The organism is Brevundimonas sp. T2-11, assembly GCF_055397675.1.
Genome location: NZ_AP027920.1, coordinates 1,936,019 through 1,954,048, shown reverse-complemented (window position 1 = coordinate 1,954,048; position 18,030 = coordinate 1,936,019). Strand labels below are relative to the sequence as shown.

Annotated in this window: 23 protein-coding genes and 1 tRNA gene; 20 read left to right on the top strand and 4 right to left on the bottom strand. The window is 67.1% G+C overall.

The window, feature by feature from the left end:
• Position 1 precedes the first annotated feature (1 nt).
• The 9 genes from nrdR to ACZ5XO_RS09715 all read left to right on the top strand — a co-directional run bounded on the left by nrdR (position 2) and on the right by ACZ5XO_RS09715 (position 7,669).
• Positions 2-475, top strand: a complete 474-nt coding sequence (nrdR, locus tag ACZ5XO_RS09755) for a transcriptional regulator NrdR (RefSeq protein ID WP_003164743.1) — start codon at positions 2-4, stop codon at positions 473-475.
• Positions 475-1,101 carry a RibD family protein gene (locus tag ACZ5XO_RS09750; RefSeq protein WP_464162162.1) on the top strand — a complete coding sequence of 209 codons (627 nt, stop codon included), beginning with the start codon at positions 475-477 and terminating at the stop codon, positions 1,099-1,101. Before nrdR ends, ACZ5XO_RS09750 begins: the two co-directional genes overlap by 1 nt.
• A gap of 77 nt (positions 1,102-1,178) precedes the next feature.
• Positions 1,179-1,769 (top strand): riboflavin synthase, encoded by a 591-nt coding sequence (locus ACZ5XO_RS09745; protein ID WP_464162161.1) that lies wholly within the window; start codon positions 1,179-1,181, stop codon positions 1,767-1,769.
• Entirely contained in the window at positions 1,766-2,902 is a 1,137-nt protein-coding gene (gene ribB, locus ACZ5XO_RS09740; RefSeq protein WP_464162160.1) for a 3,4-dihydroxy-2-butanone-4-phosphate synthase, read from the top strand. Before ACZ5XO_RS09745 ends, ribB begins: the two co-directional genes overlap by 4 nt.
• Entirely contained in the window at positions 2,896-3,360 is a 465-nt protein-coding gene (gene ribH / locus ACZ5XO_RS09735) for a 6,7-dimethyl-8-ribityllumazine synthase (protein WP_464164897.1), read from the top strand. Before ribB ends, ribH begins: the two co-directional genes overlap by 7 nt.
• 41 nt (positions 3,361-3,401) lie before the next feature.
• Complete coding sequence (nusB, locus tag ACZ5XO_RS09730; protein ID WP_292083372.1) at positions 3,402-3,896, top strand: transcription antitermination factor NusB; 495 nt, start codon at positions 3,402-3,404, stop codon at positions 3,894-3,896.
• Positions 3,883-4,872: a thiamine-phosphate kinase gene (thiL, locus tag ACZ5XO_RS09725; RefSeq protein ID WP_464162159.1), complete on the top strand. Its 990-nt coding sequence runs from the start codon at positions 3,883-3,885 to the stop codon at positions 4,870-4,872. The genes nusB and thiL overlap by 14 nt, the downstream gene beginning before the upstream one ends.
• A gap of 39 nt (positions 4,873-4,911) precedes the next feature.
• Positions 4,912-5,337 carry a hypothetical protein gene (locus ACZ5XO_RS09720; RefSeq protein WP_464162158.1) on the top strand — a complete coding sequence of 142 codons (426 nt, stop codon included), beginning with the start codon at positions 4,912-4,914 and terminating at the stop codon, positions 5,335-5,337.
• A gap of 181 nt (positions 5,338-5,518) precedes the next feature.
• Positions 5,519-7,669 (top strand): sodium-translocating pyrophosphatase, encoded by a 2,151-nt coding sequence (locus ACZ5XO_RS09715; RefSeq protein WP_464162157.1) that lies wholly within the window; start codon positions 5,519-5,521, stop codon positions 7,667-7,669.
• A 57-nt stretch (positions 7,670-7,726) separates the two neighbouring features.
• Here ACZ5XO_RS09715 and bamE read toward each other — a convergent pair whose 3' ends face one another.
• A complete protein-coding gene (gene bamE, locus ACZ5XO_RS09710) occupies positions 7,727-8,206 on the bottom strand; it encodes an outer membrane protein assembly factor BamE domain-containing protein (protein ID WP_464162156.1) in 480 nt (159 codons plus the stop codon).
• An 87-nt stretch (positions 8,207-8,293) separates the two neighbouring features.
• On the opposite strand from bamE, the gene ACZ5XO_RS09705 reads away from it, so the two are divergent.
• The 7 genes from ACZ5XO_RS09705 to ACZ5XO_RS09675 all read left to right on the top strand — a co-directional run bounded on the left by ACZ5XO_RS09705 (position 8,294) and on the right by ACZ5XO_RS09675 (position 12,451).
• Entirely contained in the window at positions 8,294-8,821 is a 528-nt protein-coding gene (locus ACZ5XO_RS09705; RefSeq protein ID WP_464162155.1) for a ubiquinol-cytochrome C chaperone family protein, read from the top strand.
• A complete protein-coding gene (locus ACZ5XO_RS09700) occupies positions 8,818-9,354 on the top strand; it encodes a YceD family protein (protein WP_464162154.1) in 537 nt (178 codons plus the stop codon). Before ACZ5XO_RS09705 ends, ACZ5XO_RS09700 begins: the two co-directional genes overlap by 4 nt.
• A 131-nt stretch (positions 9,355-9,485) precedes the next feature.
• Positions 9,486-10,526: a phosphate acyltransferase PlsX gene (plsX, locus tag ACZ5XO_RS09695; protein WP_464164895.1), complete on the top strand. Its 1,041-nt coding sequence runs from the start codon at positions 9,486-9,488 to the stop codon at positions 10,524-10,526.
• Entirely contained in the window at positions 10,523-11,500 is a 978-nt protein-coding gene (locus tag ACZ5XO_RS09690; RefSeq protein WP_464162153.1) for a beta-ketoacyl-ACP synthase III, read from the top strand. Before plsX ends, ACZ5XO_RS09690 begins: the two co-directional genes overlap by 4 nt.
• Positions 11,501-11,571: 71 nt before the next feature.
• On the top strand, positions 11,572-11,880 hold the full coding sequence (locus ACZ5XO_RS09685) for an integration host factor subunit alpha (RefSeq protein ID WP_464162152.1): 309 nt from the start codon (positions 11,572-11,574) through the stop codon (positions 11,878-11,880).
• A gap of 6 nt (positions 11,881-11,886) precedes the next feature.
• Entirely contained in the window at positions 11,887-12,303 is a 417-nt protein-coding gene (locus tag ACZ5XO_RS09680; RefSeq protein WP_464162151.1) for a MerR family transcriptional regulator, read from the top strand.
• A 71-nt stretch (positions 12,304-12,374) separates the two neighbouring features.
• A tRNA-Pro gene (locus ACZ5XO_RS09675) sits at positions 12,375-12,451 on the top strand.
• Positions 12,452-12,516: 65 nt separating this feature from the next.
• On the opposite strand, the gene ACZ5XO_RS09670 is transcribed toward ACZ5XO_RS09675, so the two are convergent.
• Positions 12,517-12,723, bottom strand: a complete 207-nt coding sequence (locus ACZ5XO_RS09670; protein ID WP_464162150.1) for a DUF2842 domain-containing protein — start codon at positions 12,721-12,723, stop codon at positions 12,517-12,519.
• On the bottom strand, positions 12,723-12,977 hold the full coding sequence (locus tag ACZ5XO_RS09665; protein WP_464162149.1) for a transglycosylase: 255 nt from the start codon (positions 12,975-12,977) through the stop codon (positions 12,723-12,725). The genes ACZ5XO_RS09670 and ACZ5XO_RS09665 overlap by 1 nt, the downstream gene beginning before the upstream one ends.
• Positions 12,978-13,108: 131 nt before the next feature.
• Between ACZ5XO_RS09665 and ACZ5XO_RS09660 the strand changes: the two genes are divergently transcribed.
• Positions 13,109-14,176 carry a COX15/CtaA family protein gene (locus ACZ5XO_RS09660; protein ID WP_464162148.1) on the top strand — a complete coding sequence of 356 codons (1,068 nt, stop codon included), beginning with the start codon at positions 13,109-13,111 and terminating at the stop codon, positions 14,174-14,176.
• Here the strand turns inward: ACZ5XO_RS09660 and ACZ5XO_RS09655 are convergent.
• On the bottom strand, positions 14,145-15,554 hold the full coding sequence (locus ACZ5XO_RS09655; RefSeq protein WP_464162147.1) for an alkaline phosphatase PhoX: 1,410 nt from the start codon (positions 15,552-15,554) through the stop codon (positions 14,145-14,147). The two genes, ACZ5XO_RS09660 and ACZ5XO_RS09655, sit on opposite strands and share 32 nt — an antisense overlap.
• A 315-nt stretch (positions 15,555-15,869) precedes the next feature.
• Here ACZ5XO_RS09655 and rplM point away from each other — a divergent pair, with 315 nt between their 5' ends.
• From rplM to argC, 3 genes are all read left to right on the top strand, one after another.
• Positions 15,870-16,346 carry a 50S ribosomal protein L13 gene (gene rplM / locus ACZ5XO_RS09650; RefSeq protein WP_464162146.1) on the top strand — a complete coding sequence of 159 codons (477 nt, stop codon included), beginning with the start codon at positions 15,870-15,872 and terminating at the stop codon, positions 16,344-16,346.
• A 2-nt stretch (positions 16,347-16,348) separates the two neighbouring features.
• Positions 16,349-16,837, top strand: coding sequence for a 30S ribosomal protein S9 (gene rpsI, locus ACZ5XO_RS09645; protein WP_464162145.1), 489 nt, complete (start codon positions 16,349-16,351; stop codon positions 16,835-16,837).
• A 242-nt stretch (positions 16,838-17,079) separates the two neighbouring features.
• Positions 17,080-18,015, top strand: coding sequence for an N-acetyl-gamma-glutamyl-phosphate reductase (gene argC / locus ACZ5XO_RS09640; RefSeq protein ID WP_464162144.1), 936 nt, complete (start codon positions 17,080-17,082; stop codon positions 18,013-18,015).
• The last annotated feature ends 15 nt before the right edge of the window (positions 18,016-18,030 follow it).

The window sequence follows — 18,030 nt, the reverse complement described above, 5'->3', positions numbered from 1 at the left end:
GATGAAGTGCCCCTTCTGCGGAAACGCCGACACCCAGGTCAAGGACAGCCGCCCGTCTGACGACGGCGCGGCCATCCGCCGCCGTCGGTCCTGTCCGCAGTGCAACGGGCGCTTCACCACCTTCGAGCGGGTGCAGCTGCGCGAACTGGTCATCCTGAAACGGAACGGCCGCCGCACCCCCTTCGACCGGGACAAGCTGGAACGCTCGCTGGGCATCGCCCTGCGCAAGCGTCCCGTGCAGCCCGATCAGGTCGAGCTGCTGGTCAGCCGCATCGTGCGCCAGCTGGAAAGCCTGGGCGAGACCGAGATCCCCTCGCACATCGTCGGCGACTTCATCATGAAGGCGCTGAAGTCGGTCGATGAAGTCGCCTACGTCCGCTACGCCTCGGTCTACAAGGACTTCCGCCACACCTCGGACTTCGCCAAATTCCTCGGAGACGAGGGCTTCGACGAGACCAAGTCCGGCCAGGACTGATGCGCCCGCGCGTCACCCTGAAGCTGGCGACGTCTCTGGACGGTCGCATCGCCACAGCCACGGGCGAAAGCCAGTGGATCACCGGGCCAGAGGCGCGTCAGCAGGGCCACCGCCTGCGCGCGACCCATGACGCCATCCTCGTCGGCGTCGAGACGGTGCTGGCCGACGACCCCGAACTGACCGTGCGTCTTCCTGACTACGCCGGGCCGCATCCCCTGCGCGTCGTCCTCGACAGCCGCCTGCGCACGCCTGCGACGGCCAGGGTGGCGAGCGGAAACACCCTGATTTTGACGACCGTCGCGCCCCATCCCATCGGTCAGATCGAGGTCGCCGCGGTCACCGATGACGAGGGCCGCCCCGCCGTCGCCGCCGTCCTCGACGCGCTCGCCGCCCGCAACATCGCCTCCATCCTGATCGAGGGCGGGGGCCGCGTCGCCGCCTCCTTCCTGCAGGCGGGCGTGGTGGACGCCATCGAGTGGTTCCGGGCTCCGATCCTGCTGGGCGGGGAGGGCAGGCCCTGCGTCGCCTCCCTGGCGCTTGCAAAGCTGGCCGCCGCCCCCAAGTTCCGTCGTCTGGGCGTCGAGCCTGTCGGAGACGACCTGTGGGAACGCTACGTTCGCGCCTGACGCCTCCCCAGGCGCGATTTCAGACGAATTAGACTAATTAGACTCTGTTTTTTGGGTCCGAAGGGACCGGAGCTTTCATGTTCACCGGCATCGTCACCGACATCGGCCGCGTCCGCAGCGTCCGCCAAACCGACCGCGACCGTCGCTATGAGATCGAAACCGTGTGGGACACGGCGACTATCGACCTCGGCGCCTCCATCAGCCACGCGGGCTGCTGCCTGACGGTGACGGAGAAGGGCGAAGGCTGGTTCGCAGTCGAGGTCTCGGGCGAGACCCTGTCGAAGACGAAGCTGGGCGACTGGGCCGAGGGGGCGCGCGTCAATCTGGAGCGCGCAGCGAAACTCGGCGACGAACTGGGCGGCCACATCGTTTCGGGCCACGTCGACGGCCTGGGCGAGGTCGTCTCCATCTCCCCCGAGGGCGGATCGCACCGCATCGTGATCGAGGCGCCTGCGCCTTTGCACCGATTTATCGCGCCGAAGGGCTCAATCACCGTCGATGGGGTTTCCCTGACCGTGAATGGGGTGCATGAGCGCCGCTTCGACTTGAACATCATTCCGCACACGTGGGATGCGACCACGCTCGGCGGCCTGAAGGTCGGCGACCGGGTCAACCTGGAGATCGACATGCTGGCGCGCTACCTCGCGCGGTGGCAGGAGACCGCATGATGAAACTGGCCGTCCACAATACCGACAGCCCGATCAGCCCGATCGAGGACATTCTCGAAGACGCCCGCAACGGCCGTCCCTACATCCTGGTGGACGCCGAGGATCGCGAGAACGAGGGCGACATCGTCATTCCGGCCCAGTTCGCTACGCCGGACCAGATCAACTTCATGATCCGCTATGCCCGCGGCCTGGTCTGTCTGGCCGTGACCGGCGACCGCGCCCGGCAGCTGCGTCTGCCGCCGATGGCCGCCGACAATCGCGAGAGCATGAAGACCGCCTTCACCGTCTCGATCGAGGCCAGGGAAGGCGTCACGACCGGCATCTCCGCCGCCGACCGTTCGCACACGGTTCAGGTCGCGACCGACCCGACGCGCGGGGTGGACGACATCGTCTCGCCCGGCCACATCTTCCCCCTGGTCGCGCGCGACGGCGGCGTTCTGGTCCGCGCCGGCCATACCGAGGCCGCTGTCGACATCAGCCGCATGGCCGGCCTGAACCCGTCAGGCGTGATCTGCGAGATCATCAAGGACGACGGCGAGATGGCGCGGATGCCCGATCTGATCGCCTTCGCCCAACTGCACGGGCTGAAGATCGGCACCATCGCCGACCTGATCGCCTATCGCCGTCGCACCGAGCGCTTCGTCGAGCGCGTGCTGGAGACCCCGTTCGAGAGCGTCCACGGCGGGCCGTTCAAGCTGATCCTCTATCGCAACACCATCGAAGGCGCCGAACACATCGCCCTGGTGCGTGGCGAGATTGACCCGAGCAAGCCGACCGTCGTGCGTATGCACCAGATCGACTTCGCCGCCGACCTGCTGGGCCATGTCGAGGCGCGTCAGGACTATATTCCGAAGGCCATGCAGGCCCTGACCGCCAATGACGGTCCCGGGGTCGTGGTCTTCCTGCGCGACCCCGCACTGCAGGGGCTGGCCGAGCGCCTGGGCGGCGCCGACAAGCCCGCCGCCGTGGATCGTTCGCTGAAAGCCTATGGCGTCGGGGCGCAGATTCTGCTCGACCTCGGCGTCAAGGACATGATCGTGATGAGCTCGACGCGGCCCAATCCGACGGCGCTGGAAGGCTACGGCCTGCGCATCGTGGGCTGGCGCGATATGGACGGAGAAGACCAATCCTGAACGACCCCACCCGCGTCCTGATCGTCGAGGCGCGCTACTACGACGATCTGGCCGACGCCCTTCTGGAAGGGGCCAAGGACGCCCTGCGCGCGCAAGGCGTGCAGTTCGACGTCGTCACCGTGCCCGGCGCCCTGGAGGTTCCGACCGCCATCGCCCTGGCCGAAGAGGCCGGCCGCTATCCGACCGCGCCGCGCTACGACGGCTATGTCGCCCTGGGCTGCGTCATTCGCGGCGAGACCTACCACTTCGAGATCGTCTCGGACCAGTCGGCCGCCGGCATCATGCATCTGGGCCTCAAAGGCCTGGCCATCGGCAACGGCATCCTGACGACCGAAGATGAAGAGCAAACCTGGGCGCGCGCCCGGATGAGCGAGGGCGACAAGGGCGGCGGCGCCGCCCGCGCCTGTCTGGACCTGATCGCGCTGCGCAAGCGCCTGCGCGGAGGACTGGCCTCGTGACCGAGCCGACCAACACCACCCCGGCCACCGTCGCCGAAGTCATGGCTCAACTGGCCGAGGCCGACAAAGCCCGCGCTGAGCCGCAACTGACTTCGCGTCAGCGCCGCGCCCGCACGGTCGCCCGTCTGGCCGCCGTCCAGGCCCTGTACCAGATGGAGCTGGCGGGCGAGGGCGTCGAAGTCGTCGTCAAGGAATTCCGCAATCACCGCTTCGACGCGGACATCGACGGCGCGCCCCTGGCCGAGGCCGACGAAGACTGGTTCTCGGACATCGTTCACGGCGTGGTCGAGGACCAGCGCGGCATCGACGAGGCCGTCAAGGCGCGTCTGGCGTCCAACTGGCGTCTGGAACGTCTGGACGCCACGCTTCGCGCCCTGCTGCGCTGTGGCGCCTGGGAGCTGAAGTCGAAGCCTGACGTGCCGCGTGAAATCGTGATCGACGAGTATGTCGAGCTGGCCAAGGCCTTCTTCGACGATGCGGAGGCGAAGTTCGTGAACGCGGCGCTCGACGGCGTGGCGCGCGATGCCCGCGATTGACGTCGCGGGTGAATTCGAGACCATCCAGCGGCTGCTGAAGCCGCTGGCGCACCCTGAGTGGGCGAGGGGGCTGGCCGACGACGTGGCCGTGCTGCCCTCGCGTCCGGGACATGATCTGATCCTGACCAAGGACGCGATCGTCGAGGGCGTCCACTTCCTGCTCGACGACCCGCTGGACACGGTGGCGCAGAAGCTGCTGCGCGTGAACCTGTCCGACCTAGCGGCCAAGGGGGCCGAGCCGTTCGGCTACCTTCTGGCCTGTCACTGGTCCGAACGCTGCGGCTGGCCCGAGCGTGAGGCCTTCGTCGCCGGGTTGCGGCGCGATCAGGCCATCTTCGACATCGCCCTGCTGGGCGGCGACACGGTCAAGACGCCCGGTCCGGCCAGCTTCTCGGCCACCCTGATGGGCTGGGCGCCGTCCTCCTCGACGGTCAGCCGAGGCGGGGCGCGGCCCGGTGATTTGGTCTTCGTCACCGGCACGATCGGCGACGGCTGGCTGGGGCTTCAGGCCGTCCAGGGGGCGCTCTCGCTGGAGCCCGAGCGCATGGACGCGCTGGAGGCCGCTTACCGCACCCCCATGCCGCGCGTCGAGTTCGCCACCGTCGTGCGCGGTCTGGCCACCGCCAGCGCCGACGTATCCGACGGCCTTCTGGCTGATGCGGGCCACATCGCCGAGGCCAGCGGCGTGGGGCTCGAGCTGGATCTGGAGGTCCTGCCCCTGTCGGCGGCGGCTCAGGCCTGGCTGGACAGCCGCGTCGATCCGCAGGGCGCGCTGGAGCTGCTGGCGACCGGCGGCGATGACTACGAGATCATCCTGACCGTCCCCGCCGGCGCCGAGAACGCTCTGCGCCGCGAGGCCGAACGCCGCCACCTTCGCCTGACCCGCATCGGCCGCGTGGTCGAAGGCAAGGGCGTGATCGTCCGCCACCTGGGCCAGCCGGTTACGCCGACTCGCGTCGGCTGGACCCACGACTAGGCAACGGAATCCTAACGGGGGATCGTGCAGGGTAGGGCCATGCAAAGACGCGCCCTGATCCAGGCTGGAGCCCTCCTGACCGCCTCTACGGTCGCTGGAACCGTACAGGCCAGCGAGAAGGCCGCGCCCGCCGCCGCCGTCCTGAACCTGCCGGGGATGGGGCTGCCGATCATCACCGATGGGCGAGTGCGCAACTACGTCTTCATCGTGCTGAAGCTGCACCTGGGGGCGGGCCATACGGTCGAGGCGGTTCGCGCCAAGGAAGCGCATCTGCGTGACGCCCTGGTCAAGGCCGGGCACCGGACGCCCTTTGTCCTGCCCGACACCTGGGTCGCGCTGGACACGGCGGCCCTGAGCGCCAGCCTGATCCGCTCGGCCTCGAGCCTGATCGGACGCGGCGCGGTGACCCGCGTCGAGGTCGTCAGCCAGACCCCGCGCCGCCGCACAGGCATGCAGGGCGTCTAAAGCCCAGCTTGAGAAACCGCTGTTGCTTCACGGCGTCGCATTTGCCACTGTTAAGCTGCAATTCCCGGGGGACGTGAGGTTGCGTCCGTAGGCGCACGGGGGGACCGGAAGGCGGTGAGAGGCGCAAAGCCCGCCCGCGCCAAGGATCCGTGTGCTTGTTGCACAAGGGCTTGGAAACGCCATGACGAACTATCTATGGCTGGTCATCGCGGCCGGCGCGCTGGGGGTGCTTTACGGCGCCGTCCAGACCGCCGCCCTGATGAAGGCCGGCACTGGTAACGACAGGATGCGAGAAATCGCGGCGGCGATTCAGGAAGGGGCCTCGGCCTATCTGAAGCGTCAGTACACAACGATTGGTATGGTGGGGGTCGTGATCTTGGTCGCGGCCTTTTTGCTTATCGGGCCCTGGGCTGCGCTCGGGTTCCTGATCGGGGCGGTGCTGTCCGGCGCGGCCGGGTTCGCCGGGATGCTGATCTCGGTCCGGGCCAATGTGCGCACGGCCCAGGCGGCGTCCGAGAGCCTGTCCAAGGGGCTGGACCTGGCCTTCCGCTCGGGCGCCATCACCGGCATGTTCGTGGCGGGCGGCGCGCTTCTGGGCGTGTCGGGCTACTACGCCTTCATGACCCAGGGCATGGGCTTTGACAGCACCAGCCGCGCGGTCGTCGACGGCCTGGTGGCCCTGGGCTTCGGCGCCTCGCTGATCTCCATCTTCGCGCGTCTGGGCGGCGGCATCTTCACCAAGGGCGCCGACGTGGGCGGCGACATGGTGGGCAAGGTCGAGGCCGGCATCCCCGAGGATGATCCCCGCAACGCCGCCACCATCGCCGACAACGTGGGCGACAACGTCGGAGACTGCGCCGGCATGGCCGCCGACCTGTTCGAGACCTATGCGGTCACGACCGTGGCCACCATGGTCCTGGCGGCCATCTTCTTCCGCAACCAGCCCTATGTCGAAGTGATGATGCTGCTGCCGCTGGCGATCTGCGGCATCTGTATCGTGACCTCGATCATCGGGTCCTTCTTCGTTCGACTGGGCAAGAGCGGCAACATCATGGGGGCCCTGTATCAGGGCTTGATCGTCACCGGCGTCCTGTCGGTCGTCGCGGTCTGGTGGGTCATCAGCCAACTGGTTCCCGGAGCGGTCGAGACGTCTGGCGGTCTGCTGATCCAGCCCATGAACCTGTTCTGGTCCGGCGTCGTCGGCCTGCTGGTCACGGCGGCCATCGTGGTCATCACCGAGTTCTATACGGGGACGGGCTTCCGTCCGGTCAAGTCGGTGGCCAACGCCTCGGTCTCGGGTCACGGCACCAACGTCATCCAGGGTCTGGCGGTGTCGCTGGAATCCACGGCGCTTCCGGCCCTGACCATCATCGTCGGCATCGTCGCGGCCTTCCAGTTGGCGGGCCTGTTCGGCATCGCCATCGCCACCACGACCATGCTGGGCGTGGCGGGGATGATCGTGGCCCTGGACGCCTTCGGCCCCGTCACCGACAACGCGGGCGGCATAGCCGAGATGGCGGGTCTGCCGTCCGAAGTCCGCGTCTCGACCGACGCCCTGGACGCCGTGGGCAACACCACCAAGGCCGTGACCAAGGGCTACGCCATCGGTTCGGCGGGCCTGGGCGCTCTGGTGCTGTTCGCCGCCTATGTGGAAGACCTGAAGCATTTCTCGGCCGAAGCGACGCCGGGCAGCTTCTTCCACGGGATGGGCGCGGTCGCCTTTGACCTGTCCAACCCCTATGTCGTCGTAGGCCTGCTGTTCGGAGGGCTGTTGCCCTTCCTGTTCGGCGGCATGTCGATGACGGCTGTGGGGCGCGCCGCCGAGGCCGTCGTGGCCGAGGTGCGGCGTCAGTTCCGCGAGAACCCCGGCATCATGACCTTCCAGTCCAAGCCGGAGTACGGGCGGGCGGTCGACATCCTGACCAGCGCGGCCATTCGCGAGATGATCGTGCCGTCGCTGCTGCCGGTCCTGTCGCCGATCGTCCTGTTCGTGGTGGTGCTGCTGATCCAGCCGGACAAGGCCAACGCCTTCGCCGCCCTGGGGGCCATGCTGATGGGGGTGATCGTGACAGGCCTGTTCGTGGCCATCTCGATGACCTCGGGCGGCGGCGCCTGGGACAACGCCAAGAAGCTGATCGAGGAAGGCTTCACCGACAAGAACGGCGTGACCCACGGCAAGGGGTCAGAAGCGCATAAGGCCGCCGTCACCGGCGACACTGTGGGCGATCCCTACAAGGACACCTCCGGCCCGGCGGTGAATCCGATGATCAAGATCACCAACATCGTGGCCTTGCTGCTGCTGGCGGTGCTGGCGAGCGGGAAGGTCGTCTGACGAAAAGGCCCCGGGGATCGCTCCCCGGGGCCTGATTTTTTGGGCTGATAAGGAGCCTTAGTCGGGGCGGCGTTGTCCCGGGACATTGTCCTCGGTGCGCGGCAGCTGGCCTTGGCCGACGGTGCCCAGCAGCTGTTCCATGATCGAAAGCTGGCGGCCGCGGGTCGGCGTTTCGCGACGTTCCATGGCGATCTGCCGGCCATCTTCAAGGCCCAGGGTCCGGACGGCGGCGACCTTGCCGTCGGCTTCGTTGAAGGTGATTTCGGTCACCGTACGCTGAGACACCTGCGCCTTGTTGTAGGTGTAGCGCTCGGTCGTCTGGGTCAGATAATACCAGACATTCTCAGGTTCGAAGGTCGAGGTCGTCGATGGCGAACCCAGACGCGCCAGGACGGTCTCCCGCGTGTCGGTTCCGGCCACGACATCCTGCGGCTTGGCGTCGATCGCCTGGAAGCCCTGTGTGGCGACAACAGGCGCGCAGGCGCCGGCGGCTGCGGCCAGAGCGACGGCGACGAAGATCGGTGTAATTCGGGGCATCAGCGTCCGCCTCAGCATAACAAGGTCTTTGACCTAACCGGCGCTGCGTCCTAGTGCAACGGCGCGGCGAAAAAGGGGCTGTGGCTCATGCTTAGAAATCTCTTCCGACAACGACCCGACGAACGCCAGGGCGACGCCCTGTATGCCCTGGCCGTCGAACAGGCCCGGCGACCTGCCTTCTATACCTCATTGGGCGTCGCTGATCGGATCGACGCGCGGTTCGAGCTCTACACCCTGCATGTCCTGATTCTGTTCCTGCGGTTGAAGCAGGACGGCGAGCGCGGCGAGGTCGCGGCCCAGAAGCTGTTCGACACCTATATCTCGTCGCTGGACCACACCCTGCGCGAACTGGGCGTCGGCGATGTCTCGGTCGGCAAGAAGATGCGCAAGCTGGGCGAGTCCCTGTATGGTCGCATGAGCGCCTATGAAGGCCCTTTGCGCGCCGAGGACGTTGACGCCCTGGCGGCGTCGCTGGCCAAGAACGTCTATGAAAGCGCTGATGCGGCGACTGGAAACGCCCTGGCGCGTTATGCTGTGGCGACGCGTCAGAACCTGACGGCCCAGTCGTTTGAAAACGTGTCCAGGGCCCCGGCCTGGGCGGAGATCGCTGCATGACCGACCTTCCTCCGCTGCCCTACAGCGAACCGCTGCGCCTGCATCAGATCGGCGCGGGCGTGCAGCGTCGCCTGACGCCGGACGCCGAGTCCATGAAGCGCATCGCCCGCGCTCTGGACCTTCAGGCGCTGGACGCATTCGAAGCGGACATCAACCTGGTTCCGACGGTGTCGGGCTGGCGTCTGGATGGACGGGTCACGGCGGACGCTGTCCAGACCTGCGGCCTGACGCTGGAGCCCCTGCCGGTTCACGTTGATCGCAAGTTCTCGGTGCAGATGGTCGAGGCGGCCGAGCGCGATGACGCCGACGACGAGGGCGAAATCGACCTGGAACTGGACGATGATTCGCCGGATCAGATCGAGGGCGGCAGTCTGGATCTGGGGCAATACGTCGTCGAACAGCTGGCGCTGAGCCTGGATCCTTTCCCTCGCAAGCCGGGCGCGGTGTTCGAACAGCCCAAGGAACCGGGGGAAATCTCGCCTTTCGCGGTGCTGAAGTCCCTGCAATCCAAGGGCGATGCCGGCGAAGGTTGACCTGACGTCGGGCTGGTAGCATCCCATGGGTGCGACATTCGCGTCCTGCATCCCTATATGAAGCGCCGCGACAAGACGGCGACGGAGTCCATTTCCACTTGGCATCCCCAACACTGATCTCGCTTGACGCCATGGGGGGAGACCACGGTCCCTCGGTCGTGGTCGGAGGCGTGAAGGACTATCTCTCGCGGCATGACGGCGAGGGCGTGCGTTTCCTGCTGCATGGCGACGAGGCGGCGATTCGCGTCGAGATGGCGCGCTGCGCCCTGAGCGACGCCGTCTGCGACGTGCGCCACACCGACAAGGTCGTGGCCATGGATGAAAAGCCGGCCCAGGCCATGCGTCGGGGCAAGGGCTCCAGCCTGTGGAACGCCATCGAGGCGGTGAAGACGGGCGAGGCCAAGGCCGCCGTTTCCGCCGGCAACACCGGCGCCCTGATGGCCATTTCCAAGTTGATCCTGCGCATGGCGGCGCCGGGGCTGGAGCGCCCGGCCATCGTCGCCAGCTGGCCGACCTTGCGCGGTTACACCGCCGTTCTGGACGTCGGCGCCAATATCGGCAGCGACGCCAAGCAACTGATCGAGTTCGCCATCATGGGCGAGGCCTTCCAGGCGGCGGTGCACGGCGTGGCCAAGCCCACGGTCGGCCTGCTGAACGTGGGCTCCGAGGACATGAAGGGCCATGACGAGGTGCGCGAGGCCCACGCTATTCTGCGCGAGGGCGGCATCCCTCTGAACTATCATGGCTTTGTCGAGGGCGACGACATCGCCAAGGGCACGGTGGACGTGATCGTCACCGACGGCTTCACCGGCAACATCGCCCTGAAGACGGCCGAGGGCACGGCGCGATTCATCTCGGCCCTGCTGAAAGAGGCGCTGACCTCGGGTCCGCTCGCCAAGATCGGCGCCTTGATCGCCATGCCGGCGCTGAAGCGCATGGCCGCGAGGATTGATCCCAACGCCATCAACGGCGGGCCCTTGCTGGGCCTGAACGGAATTGTCGTGAAGAGCCACGGCGGCGCCACGCCGCGCGGCTATGGAAACGCCATCCGCATCGCCGTCGATCTGGCGCGTAGCGACTACATGGCCAAGGTCGGGGCCAACCTGGGGCGGCTCGCCGCCCTGGAGCAACCCGCACCCGCCGCCGAAACCCTCGGGGAGACCCACCAGTGAGCGTCATCCGTAGCGCCGTGACCGGCGTCGGCTCCTTCCTGCCGGAGAAGGTCGTCACCAACGCCGACCTGGCGAAGTTCGTCGACACCTCTGACGAATGGATCGTCGAGCGCACCGGCATTCATCAGCGCCACCAGGCCCGCGACGACGAGCCGACCAGTGATCTGGCCGTTGAGGCCGCGCGCCGCGCCCTGGCCGACGCCGGCAAGACGGCCGCGGACGTCGACCTGATCATCGTCGCCACCACGACTCCCGATCAGACCTTCCCCGCCACCGCCGCCATCGTGCAGAGCAAGCTGGGCGCGCCGGTCGGCATCGCCTTCGACGTCCAGGCCGTCTGCTCGGGCTTCGTCTACGCCATGAGCGTGGCCGACGGCTTCGTCGCGCGCGGCATGGCCAAGTGCGCCCTGGTCATCGGCGCCGAGGAAATGACCAAGCTGATGGACTGGTCCGACCGGACCACCTGCGTCCTGTTCGGCGACGGCGCCGGCGCCTTCGTGCTGGAACCGCGCGAAGGGCAGGGGACCAAGGCGGACCAGGGCGTGCTGGGCTTCGCCCTGCGCTGCGACGGCTCCAAGTCGGACATGCTCTACGTCGATGGCGGTCCGGCCACGACCGGCACGGTCGGCCATCTGAAGATGCTGGGCAATCAGGTCTTCCGCCACGCCGTGGTCAACATCGCCGAGGCCATCGTCGGCGCGGCCGAGGCGGCGGGCGTCGAAATCCCCGAGATCGACTGGTTCGTGCCGCACCAGGCCAACCAGCGCATCATTCGCGGCGTCGGCGAACGCCTGGGCCTGGATGAGGACAAGGTCATCTCGACCGTGGCCTTGCACGCCAATACTTCGGCGGCTTCGATTCCTCTGGCCATGGATGCGGCGATCAAGGACGGGCGCATCAAGCGCGGGGATCTGGTGCTGGTCGAGGCCATGGGCGGCGGTCTGACCTGGGGCGCCTGCGCCTTCCGCCTCTGATTTGCATTCAGGGCTTTGATTCGGGGCGACTTTGCCCTTCTATGCGTGCGGATTGGCAGCGGAGAGACGCAGTGACGGGACATGACACCCTGACCCGGGCGGATTTGTGCGAGGCGGTGCATGAAGAGGTGGGGCTGTCCCGCCAGGAATGCTCCGGTCTGGTCGAGCGCACGCTCGAACTGGTCGTCGAATCGCTTGAGCGCGGCGAGACGGTGAAGCTGTCCGGCTTTGGCGTCTTCCAGGTGCGTGAGAAGCGCGCCCGCATGGGGCGCAATCCCAAGACGGGCGAGCCGGCGGCGATCAACCCGCGCCGGGTCATCAGCTTCCGCGCCTCGCAGATCATGAAGAGCCGGGTCCACGACGCGGTCGTCGAGGGCTAAGCTGCCGTGGCCAAAAGCCCGAACGCCTTTCGCACCATTTCCGAAGCCGCTGACGAAGTCGGCGCGCCCCAGCATGTCCTGCGTTTCTGGGAAACGAAGTTCGACTTCATCGCTCCGGTGAAACGTGCAGGCGGCCGTCGCTTCTATCGCCCCGAGGACGTCGCGGTCCTCAAGGGCGTGCGTCGCCTGCTTCACGACGAAGGGCTGACGATCCGCGGCGTTCAGAGGCTGCACAAGGAACAGGGCCTGGCCCGTCTGGCCGGCTACGGCGATCCGGCGACGGCGCTGGAGATCGACGCCGACGTGGAGCGGGAGACCGTTGTGTCCGTCGTCACTGCGCCGTTTGACGCCGCGCGTCTGGGGGCGGTTCTGGCCGACCTGGAGTCGGCGAAGGCGCGTCTGGACGCTGTTCTGGGCCGCTGAGGCGAACTTGTTGTTCGAAGAGCGTTTTAGCGTTTGCGGACTGCGGAATCGCCGTCTATACGGAGCGCCTTCGGAGCGTGGCGCAGCCTGGTAGCGCACTTGACTGGGGGTCAAGGGGTCGCAGGTTCGAATCCTGTCGCTCCGACCATTTCCTCAGGGAAATCGGTTGGTTAAAGGGGTCGCTTTCGGGCGGCCCCTTTTGCAATTCCGGCCCTATTTCGTGCCTGGTTCGCGTTCGGCCCAGCGCAGCAGGGGGATCAGGGGTACGCCCCAGCCGATCCCCGCGACCGTGAAGAAGATCAGGTCCAGCCACCAGATGTCCGGCAGCCGGTCATTGATCGTCACCGCGCCCCAGACCCAGAAGGCGAGAAACAGGACGACGCCGATCGTGGCGATGAAGCGGCGCGCGCGAACGGGCATCAGCGCTTGCTCCGGAACAGGAAGAAGGCGACCAGACAGATGATGGCGGCGATCATGGACCAGACGATCCAGATCCAGTCGCCCAGGGTCGCCACGGCGAAGACACGGATGGCCAGGAAGGCGCCGCAGCCGGCGCCCACCGCGGCGACCAGAATGGTCCCGCCCAGGCCCCGACGGCCGGTCAGCAGGTCGGCGATCCAGGCCAGAACCAGAGCGCCGACGACGGCGATGGCGATATCCGCATATGGCGCCACGGGCGCTCCTTCAGGTTGGTGCGACGCCTTGGCGTCGAAAGCGACTCGATCTTGCCGCGCTTGAGGGGCATACCGCCCCGGTCGCCCGGTGGGTTTGGCGACAGTGTATCGGGGCGAACGGCAGGCGTCGAATGAACCGTTTTGTAAATCAGGATCGCAGCCGCGCGGTGGCGCTGTGGCTGTTCTTCAGCGCGGCCATGGTCTTCGCCATGGTGGTGATCGGCGGCGTCACGCGCCTGACGGGCTCGGGTCTGTCGATCACCGAGTGGAAGCCCATCATGGGCGCCATACCGCCGCTGAACGACGCCCAATGGGCCGAGGCCTTCGACAAGTACAAGGCCATCCCGCAGTACGCCCAGGTCAACGTCGGCATGAGCCTGGGCGAGTTCCAGGGCATCTTCTGGTGGGAATGGCTGCACCGGCTGGTCGGGCGTCTGATCGGCGTGGTCTTTGCGGTTCCCTTCCTGATCTTCCTGGTGCTGCGGCGGATGCCGAAGCGGCTGATTGTGCGTTGTCTGGTCCTGCTGGGCCTGGGCGGGCTGCAGGGGCTGATCGGCTGGTGGATGGTGTCCAGCGGCCTGTCCGAGCGCGTCGATGTGGCCCCGGAACGGTTGGCGACCCACCTGGGTCTGGCCTTCCTGATCTTCGCCGGCCTGATCTGGACAGGGCTGGAGGCCTGGAGCGGGTCGGACCATTCGCGTTCGCCGCGCGGATGGACCTGGGGGGCGGGGCTGCTGCTGGCCGCCGTCTTTGTTCAGTGCCTGCTCGGCGGTCTGGTGGCCGGGGCCAAGGCGGGCTTTGTCTTCACCGACTGGCCCATGATGAACGGCGCGGTCTTCCCGCCGGTGGAATGGGGCATGGGCGGTCTGGCCTTCCTGCACGATCACGGCCTGGTGCAGTTCAATCACCGCCTTGGGGCCTATGTCCTGCTGGCGGCGGGCACGGCCTATGCCATCCACGCCTGGCGTTGGCGGCTGGCCGAGGGGCTGGGTGTCTCGGCCTTCGTGCTGGCGGGCTTGCTGTGGGTTCAGGCGGCGCTGGGCGTCGTGACCCTGATGCATGCCGTGCCGATCACTCTGGGCGCGCTGCACCAGGCGGTGGCGGCCCTGGTGCTGGGCGCGGCGACGGTCAACCTGTGGCTGGTTCGCCGCTCGCGCCCGCGCCTGTTCATGAGCGGACCGCGTTCCACGGTCCTCTGATCGCGAAGGTCAGGCCGGGGTACATGATGTTCACGAACAGGACGCTGCCGTCCGGCGAGAACACGGCCCCGGCGAACTCCGAGTTCCCGGTGAAGACGTTGCGGGCGATGGTGTAGAGGCGGCCGTCGGGGGTCACGCCCTTGATGTGGTTGCGCACCTCGTCGGAATAGTTGTCCTCGCAGACGATCAGGTGGCCCCAGGGCGCGATGCACAGGTTGTCGCCCATGTTCATGGTGCGCAGATCGGTGCTTTCAACGAACAGCTGGATACGGCCCGGCGCGCGGGCCTCGTCCGCGCCGCCTTCGTCGGGCGAGGGGACATAGCGCAGGATCTGGCCGCGGCGCAGCGGCCCCCCCGAGGTGGCGGTCAGATAGAGCTCGTTGTCGCCCCAGAATATCCCTTCGCCGCGCGCCACCTTCACGGCGCCCGCCGCATGGCCGCGTTTACGCAGGTCGCCAGCGGGGTCCTCGACGTCCTCCATGTCGATCCATTCGACCTCGCGCCAGTCGTTGACGGACCAGGTGCGGGCGTCGTGGTTGGCGCTGTCGGCGCCGGGCTGACCCTTGAAGGCCATGGCCTGCAGGCGGCCGCCGCGCGCCAGCTGGCCCGGAACGCTCGGGATGAAGCGGTAGAAGAGGCCGTCGCCCTGATCCTCGGTCAGGTAGGCGATGCCTGTGCGCGGGTCGATGCAGACGGCCTCGTGGTCGAAGCGGCCCATGGCCTTCAGCGGTACGGGATCGACCAGACCGGTCGCGTCGGCGGGGACCTCGAACACCCAGCCGTGGGCCTTGGCCACATCGGCGTCGGCGGGCGTCTCGACGGTCTCCTCGCAGGTCAGCCAACTGCCCCAGGGGGTGTGGCCGCCGCAGCAGTTGGTCGAGGTTCCGGCCAGCGACAGGTGCTGACGCACGGTGCGGCGGGTCTCCAGGTCATAGACCAGGGTGGTCGTGCCGCCGGGCAGGGGGCGACCGTCCTTGTAGGTGTCGTAGGCCTTGGACGCATCCAGCAGGCCGAGGCGCTCATGATGGAAGCCGCCGGGCCCCATGTTGCGGTGAAGCGCCCGACCGCCCTTCAGTTCGTGGTTGCGCACCAGGGCGACCGTGGTGGGGCTCAGCGCGAAACAGCCCATGCCGTCAGGCTGGCCGGGGACCAGCAGGCCGTCGTCCATCGTCTCGCCGCTCTGGGAGATGACCTGATAGGAAAAGCCCTCGGGTAGGTCGAGCAGGCCGTTGGGATCGGCCTTCAGCGGGCCATAGCCCTCGACCTGATTGACGTAGGTCTCCTCGCCCGCGCCTTGCGCGTGGACGTTGCGGGCGAAGCCGGCGAAGGCGAAGGCCGCAGCCCCGGTCGAGATCAGTTGGCGGCGTTGCAGGCGCATGGGGGACTCCGTTTGACGGCCGAGCTTAGACCGCGTGCGGACGACAGAGGCGATACGAAGCTGTGACGGTTGCGTGGCTGCGACGATTTGGGTTGGCTGTTTGCCTTGTCCCGCAAGGGAGAGGGGCGAAGGTTTGCCTCGGCTATGACTGGGTATTTTAATACCGTTTATGATAAGTTGTGTTAAATCAGTAACTTGACTTAAAATCGTGTTGCAAACCGGTGTTGACCTGCTGTGGATGACCCTCTATCAGCACGCCTTCCGCTCATTCCTGCATGGGAGTGGGCCGCACCGTTCGTCTTTAGGACCCTCAATATGCTGAAGAGCACTACGGCTTCGATGAAGCCGGCAGAGGTCGAAAAGAAGTGGATCCACATCGACGCCGAAGGCGTCGTGGTGGGCCGCCTCGCGACCTTTATCGCCAACCGTCTGCGCGGCAAGCACCTGCCGACCTACACCCCGCACGTTGACATGGGCGACTACGTCGTCGTCACCAACGTCGACAAGGTGGTGTTCACCGGCAAGAAGAACACCGACAAGGTCTACTATCGCCACACCGGTCACCCGGGCGGCATCAAGCAGACGACCCCGGAGAAGGTTCTGGGCGGTCGCTTCCCCGAGCGCGTGCTCGAGAAGGCCGTCGAGCGCATGCTGCCGAAGGAAAGCCCGCTGGCCCGCAAGCAGATGACGCACCTGCGTCTGTTCGCCGGCGCTGCGCACGACCATGAAGCCCAACAGCCGCAGACCATCGACTTCAAGTCGGCCTCGGCCAAGAACACCCGGAGCGTCTGAGCATGACCGACGTGACTGCTGAAGCCACCGGCTTCGACGCCCTGAAGGGCCTGACCGCCTCGGCCGAGAACGACGCCCCGGTCTATGAGCAAAAGCTGGACGCCCAAGGCCGCGCCTACTCGACCGGCAAGCGCAAGAACGCGATCGCTCGCGTCTGGGTCAAGCCGGGCACCGGCAAGATCACCATCAACGGCAAGGACCAGGAAGTTTACTTCGCCCGTCCCGTGCTGCGCATGATGATCGCCCAGCCGCTGACCGTTTCGGACCGCGCTACGCAATACGACGTGATCTGCACCGTCGAAGGTTCGGGCCTGTCGGGCCAGGCCGGCGCCATCCGCCACGGCCTGTCGCACGCTCTGACTCACTTTGAGCCGGAACTGCGCAAGGTCCTGAAGCCGCACGGCTTCCTGACCCGCGACAGCCGCGTCGTCGAGCGCAAGAAGTACGGCCGCGCCAAGGCACGCCGCAGCTTCCAGTTCTCGAAGCGCTAATCGCTTTCAGGCGATTTGGATTTGGGGCGCTTCGGGGTAACCCGGAGCGCCCTTTTTCTTGCTGTTTTTCCTTCTCCCCTTGCGGGAGAAGGTGGCGACCGACGGTCGACGGATGAGGGGTTTCGCCCTCGTTTGACGTCGTCGTCTGAAAGTCGCCAGATTGTCGGGTCAGCAAGACCCCTCATCCGACCCGCTGCGCGGGCCACCTTCTCCCGCAAGGGGAGAAGGATCAGGAGCGTAAGATGACCCACACCATCTTCATCGACGGCGAGGCCGGGACCACGGGGCTGGAGATCCGCGAGCGTCTGGAGGCGCGCAAGGATCTGGAGCTGGTCCTGCTGGGCGAGCGTCGGCGCGACGTGGAGGCGCGGCGCGAGGCGCTGAACAGCGCCGACGCGGTCATCCTGTGCCTGCCCGACGATGCGGCCAAGGAAGCCGTGTCGATGATCGAGAACCCGAGCGTGCGGGTCATCGACGCCTCGACGGCGTTCCGGGTCGATCCGGCCTGGACCTATGGCTTCGCCGAGATGGATGCGGGCCAACGCGCGGCCATCGCCGCCTCGACGCGGGTGTCGAACCCGGGTTGCTATCCGACCGGCTTCATCGGCCTGATGCGGCCGCTGGTGCGGGCAGGGCTGGTGCCCGCCAGCCATCCGGTCACGGTCAATGCGGTGTCGGGCTATTCCGGCGGCGGCAAGGCCATGATCGCCGAGTTCGAGGCCGAGGGGGCGTCGACCGCCTTCCGCGCCTATGGCCTGACGCTGAAGCACAAGCACGTGCCGGAGATGACGAAGCACACGGGCTTGTCGCGCAACGTCCTGTTCGCGCCCGCCGTAGGGAATTATCGCCAGGGGATGCTGGTCGAGGTTCCGCTGCATCTGTCGGCCCTGCCGGAGACGCCCTCGGTCGAGCGGCTGCACGGGGCCTTGCTGGAGGCCTATGACGGCCAGCGCTTCGTCGAGGTCGCCGATCTGGACGAGACCGAGGCCATGACCGGCATCGAGCCGGAGGGTCTGAACGGCACCAACCGGATGCGTCTGCACGTCTTTGGCGACCGTGGCGGGGAGCAGGCGCGTCTGGTCGCCATGCTCGATAACCTGGGCAAGGGCGCCTCGGGCGCGGCGGTGCAGAACCTCAACATCATGCTGGGTCTGGACGAGGCGACCGGCCTCAACTGACGCGGACGGCGGGCG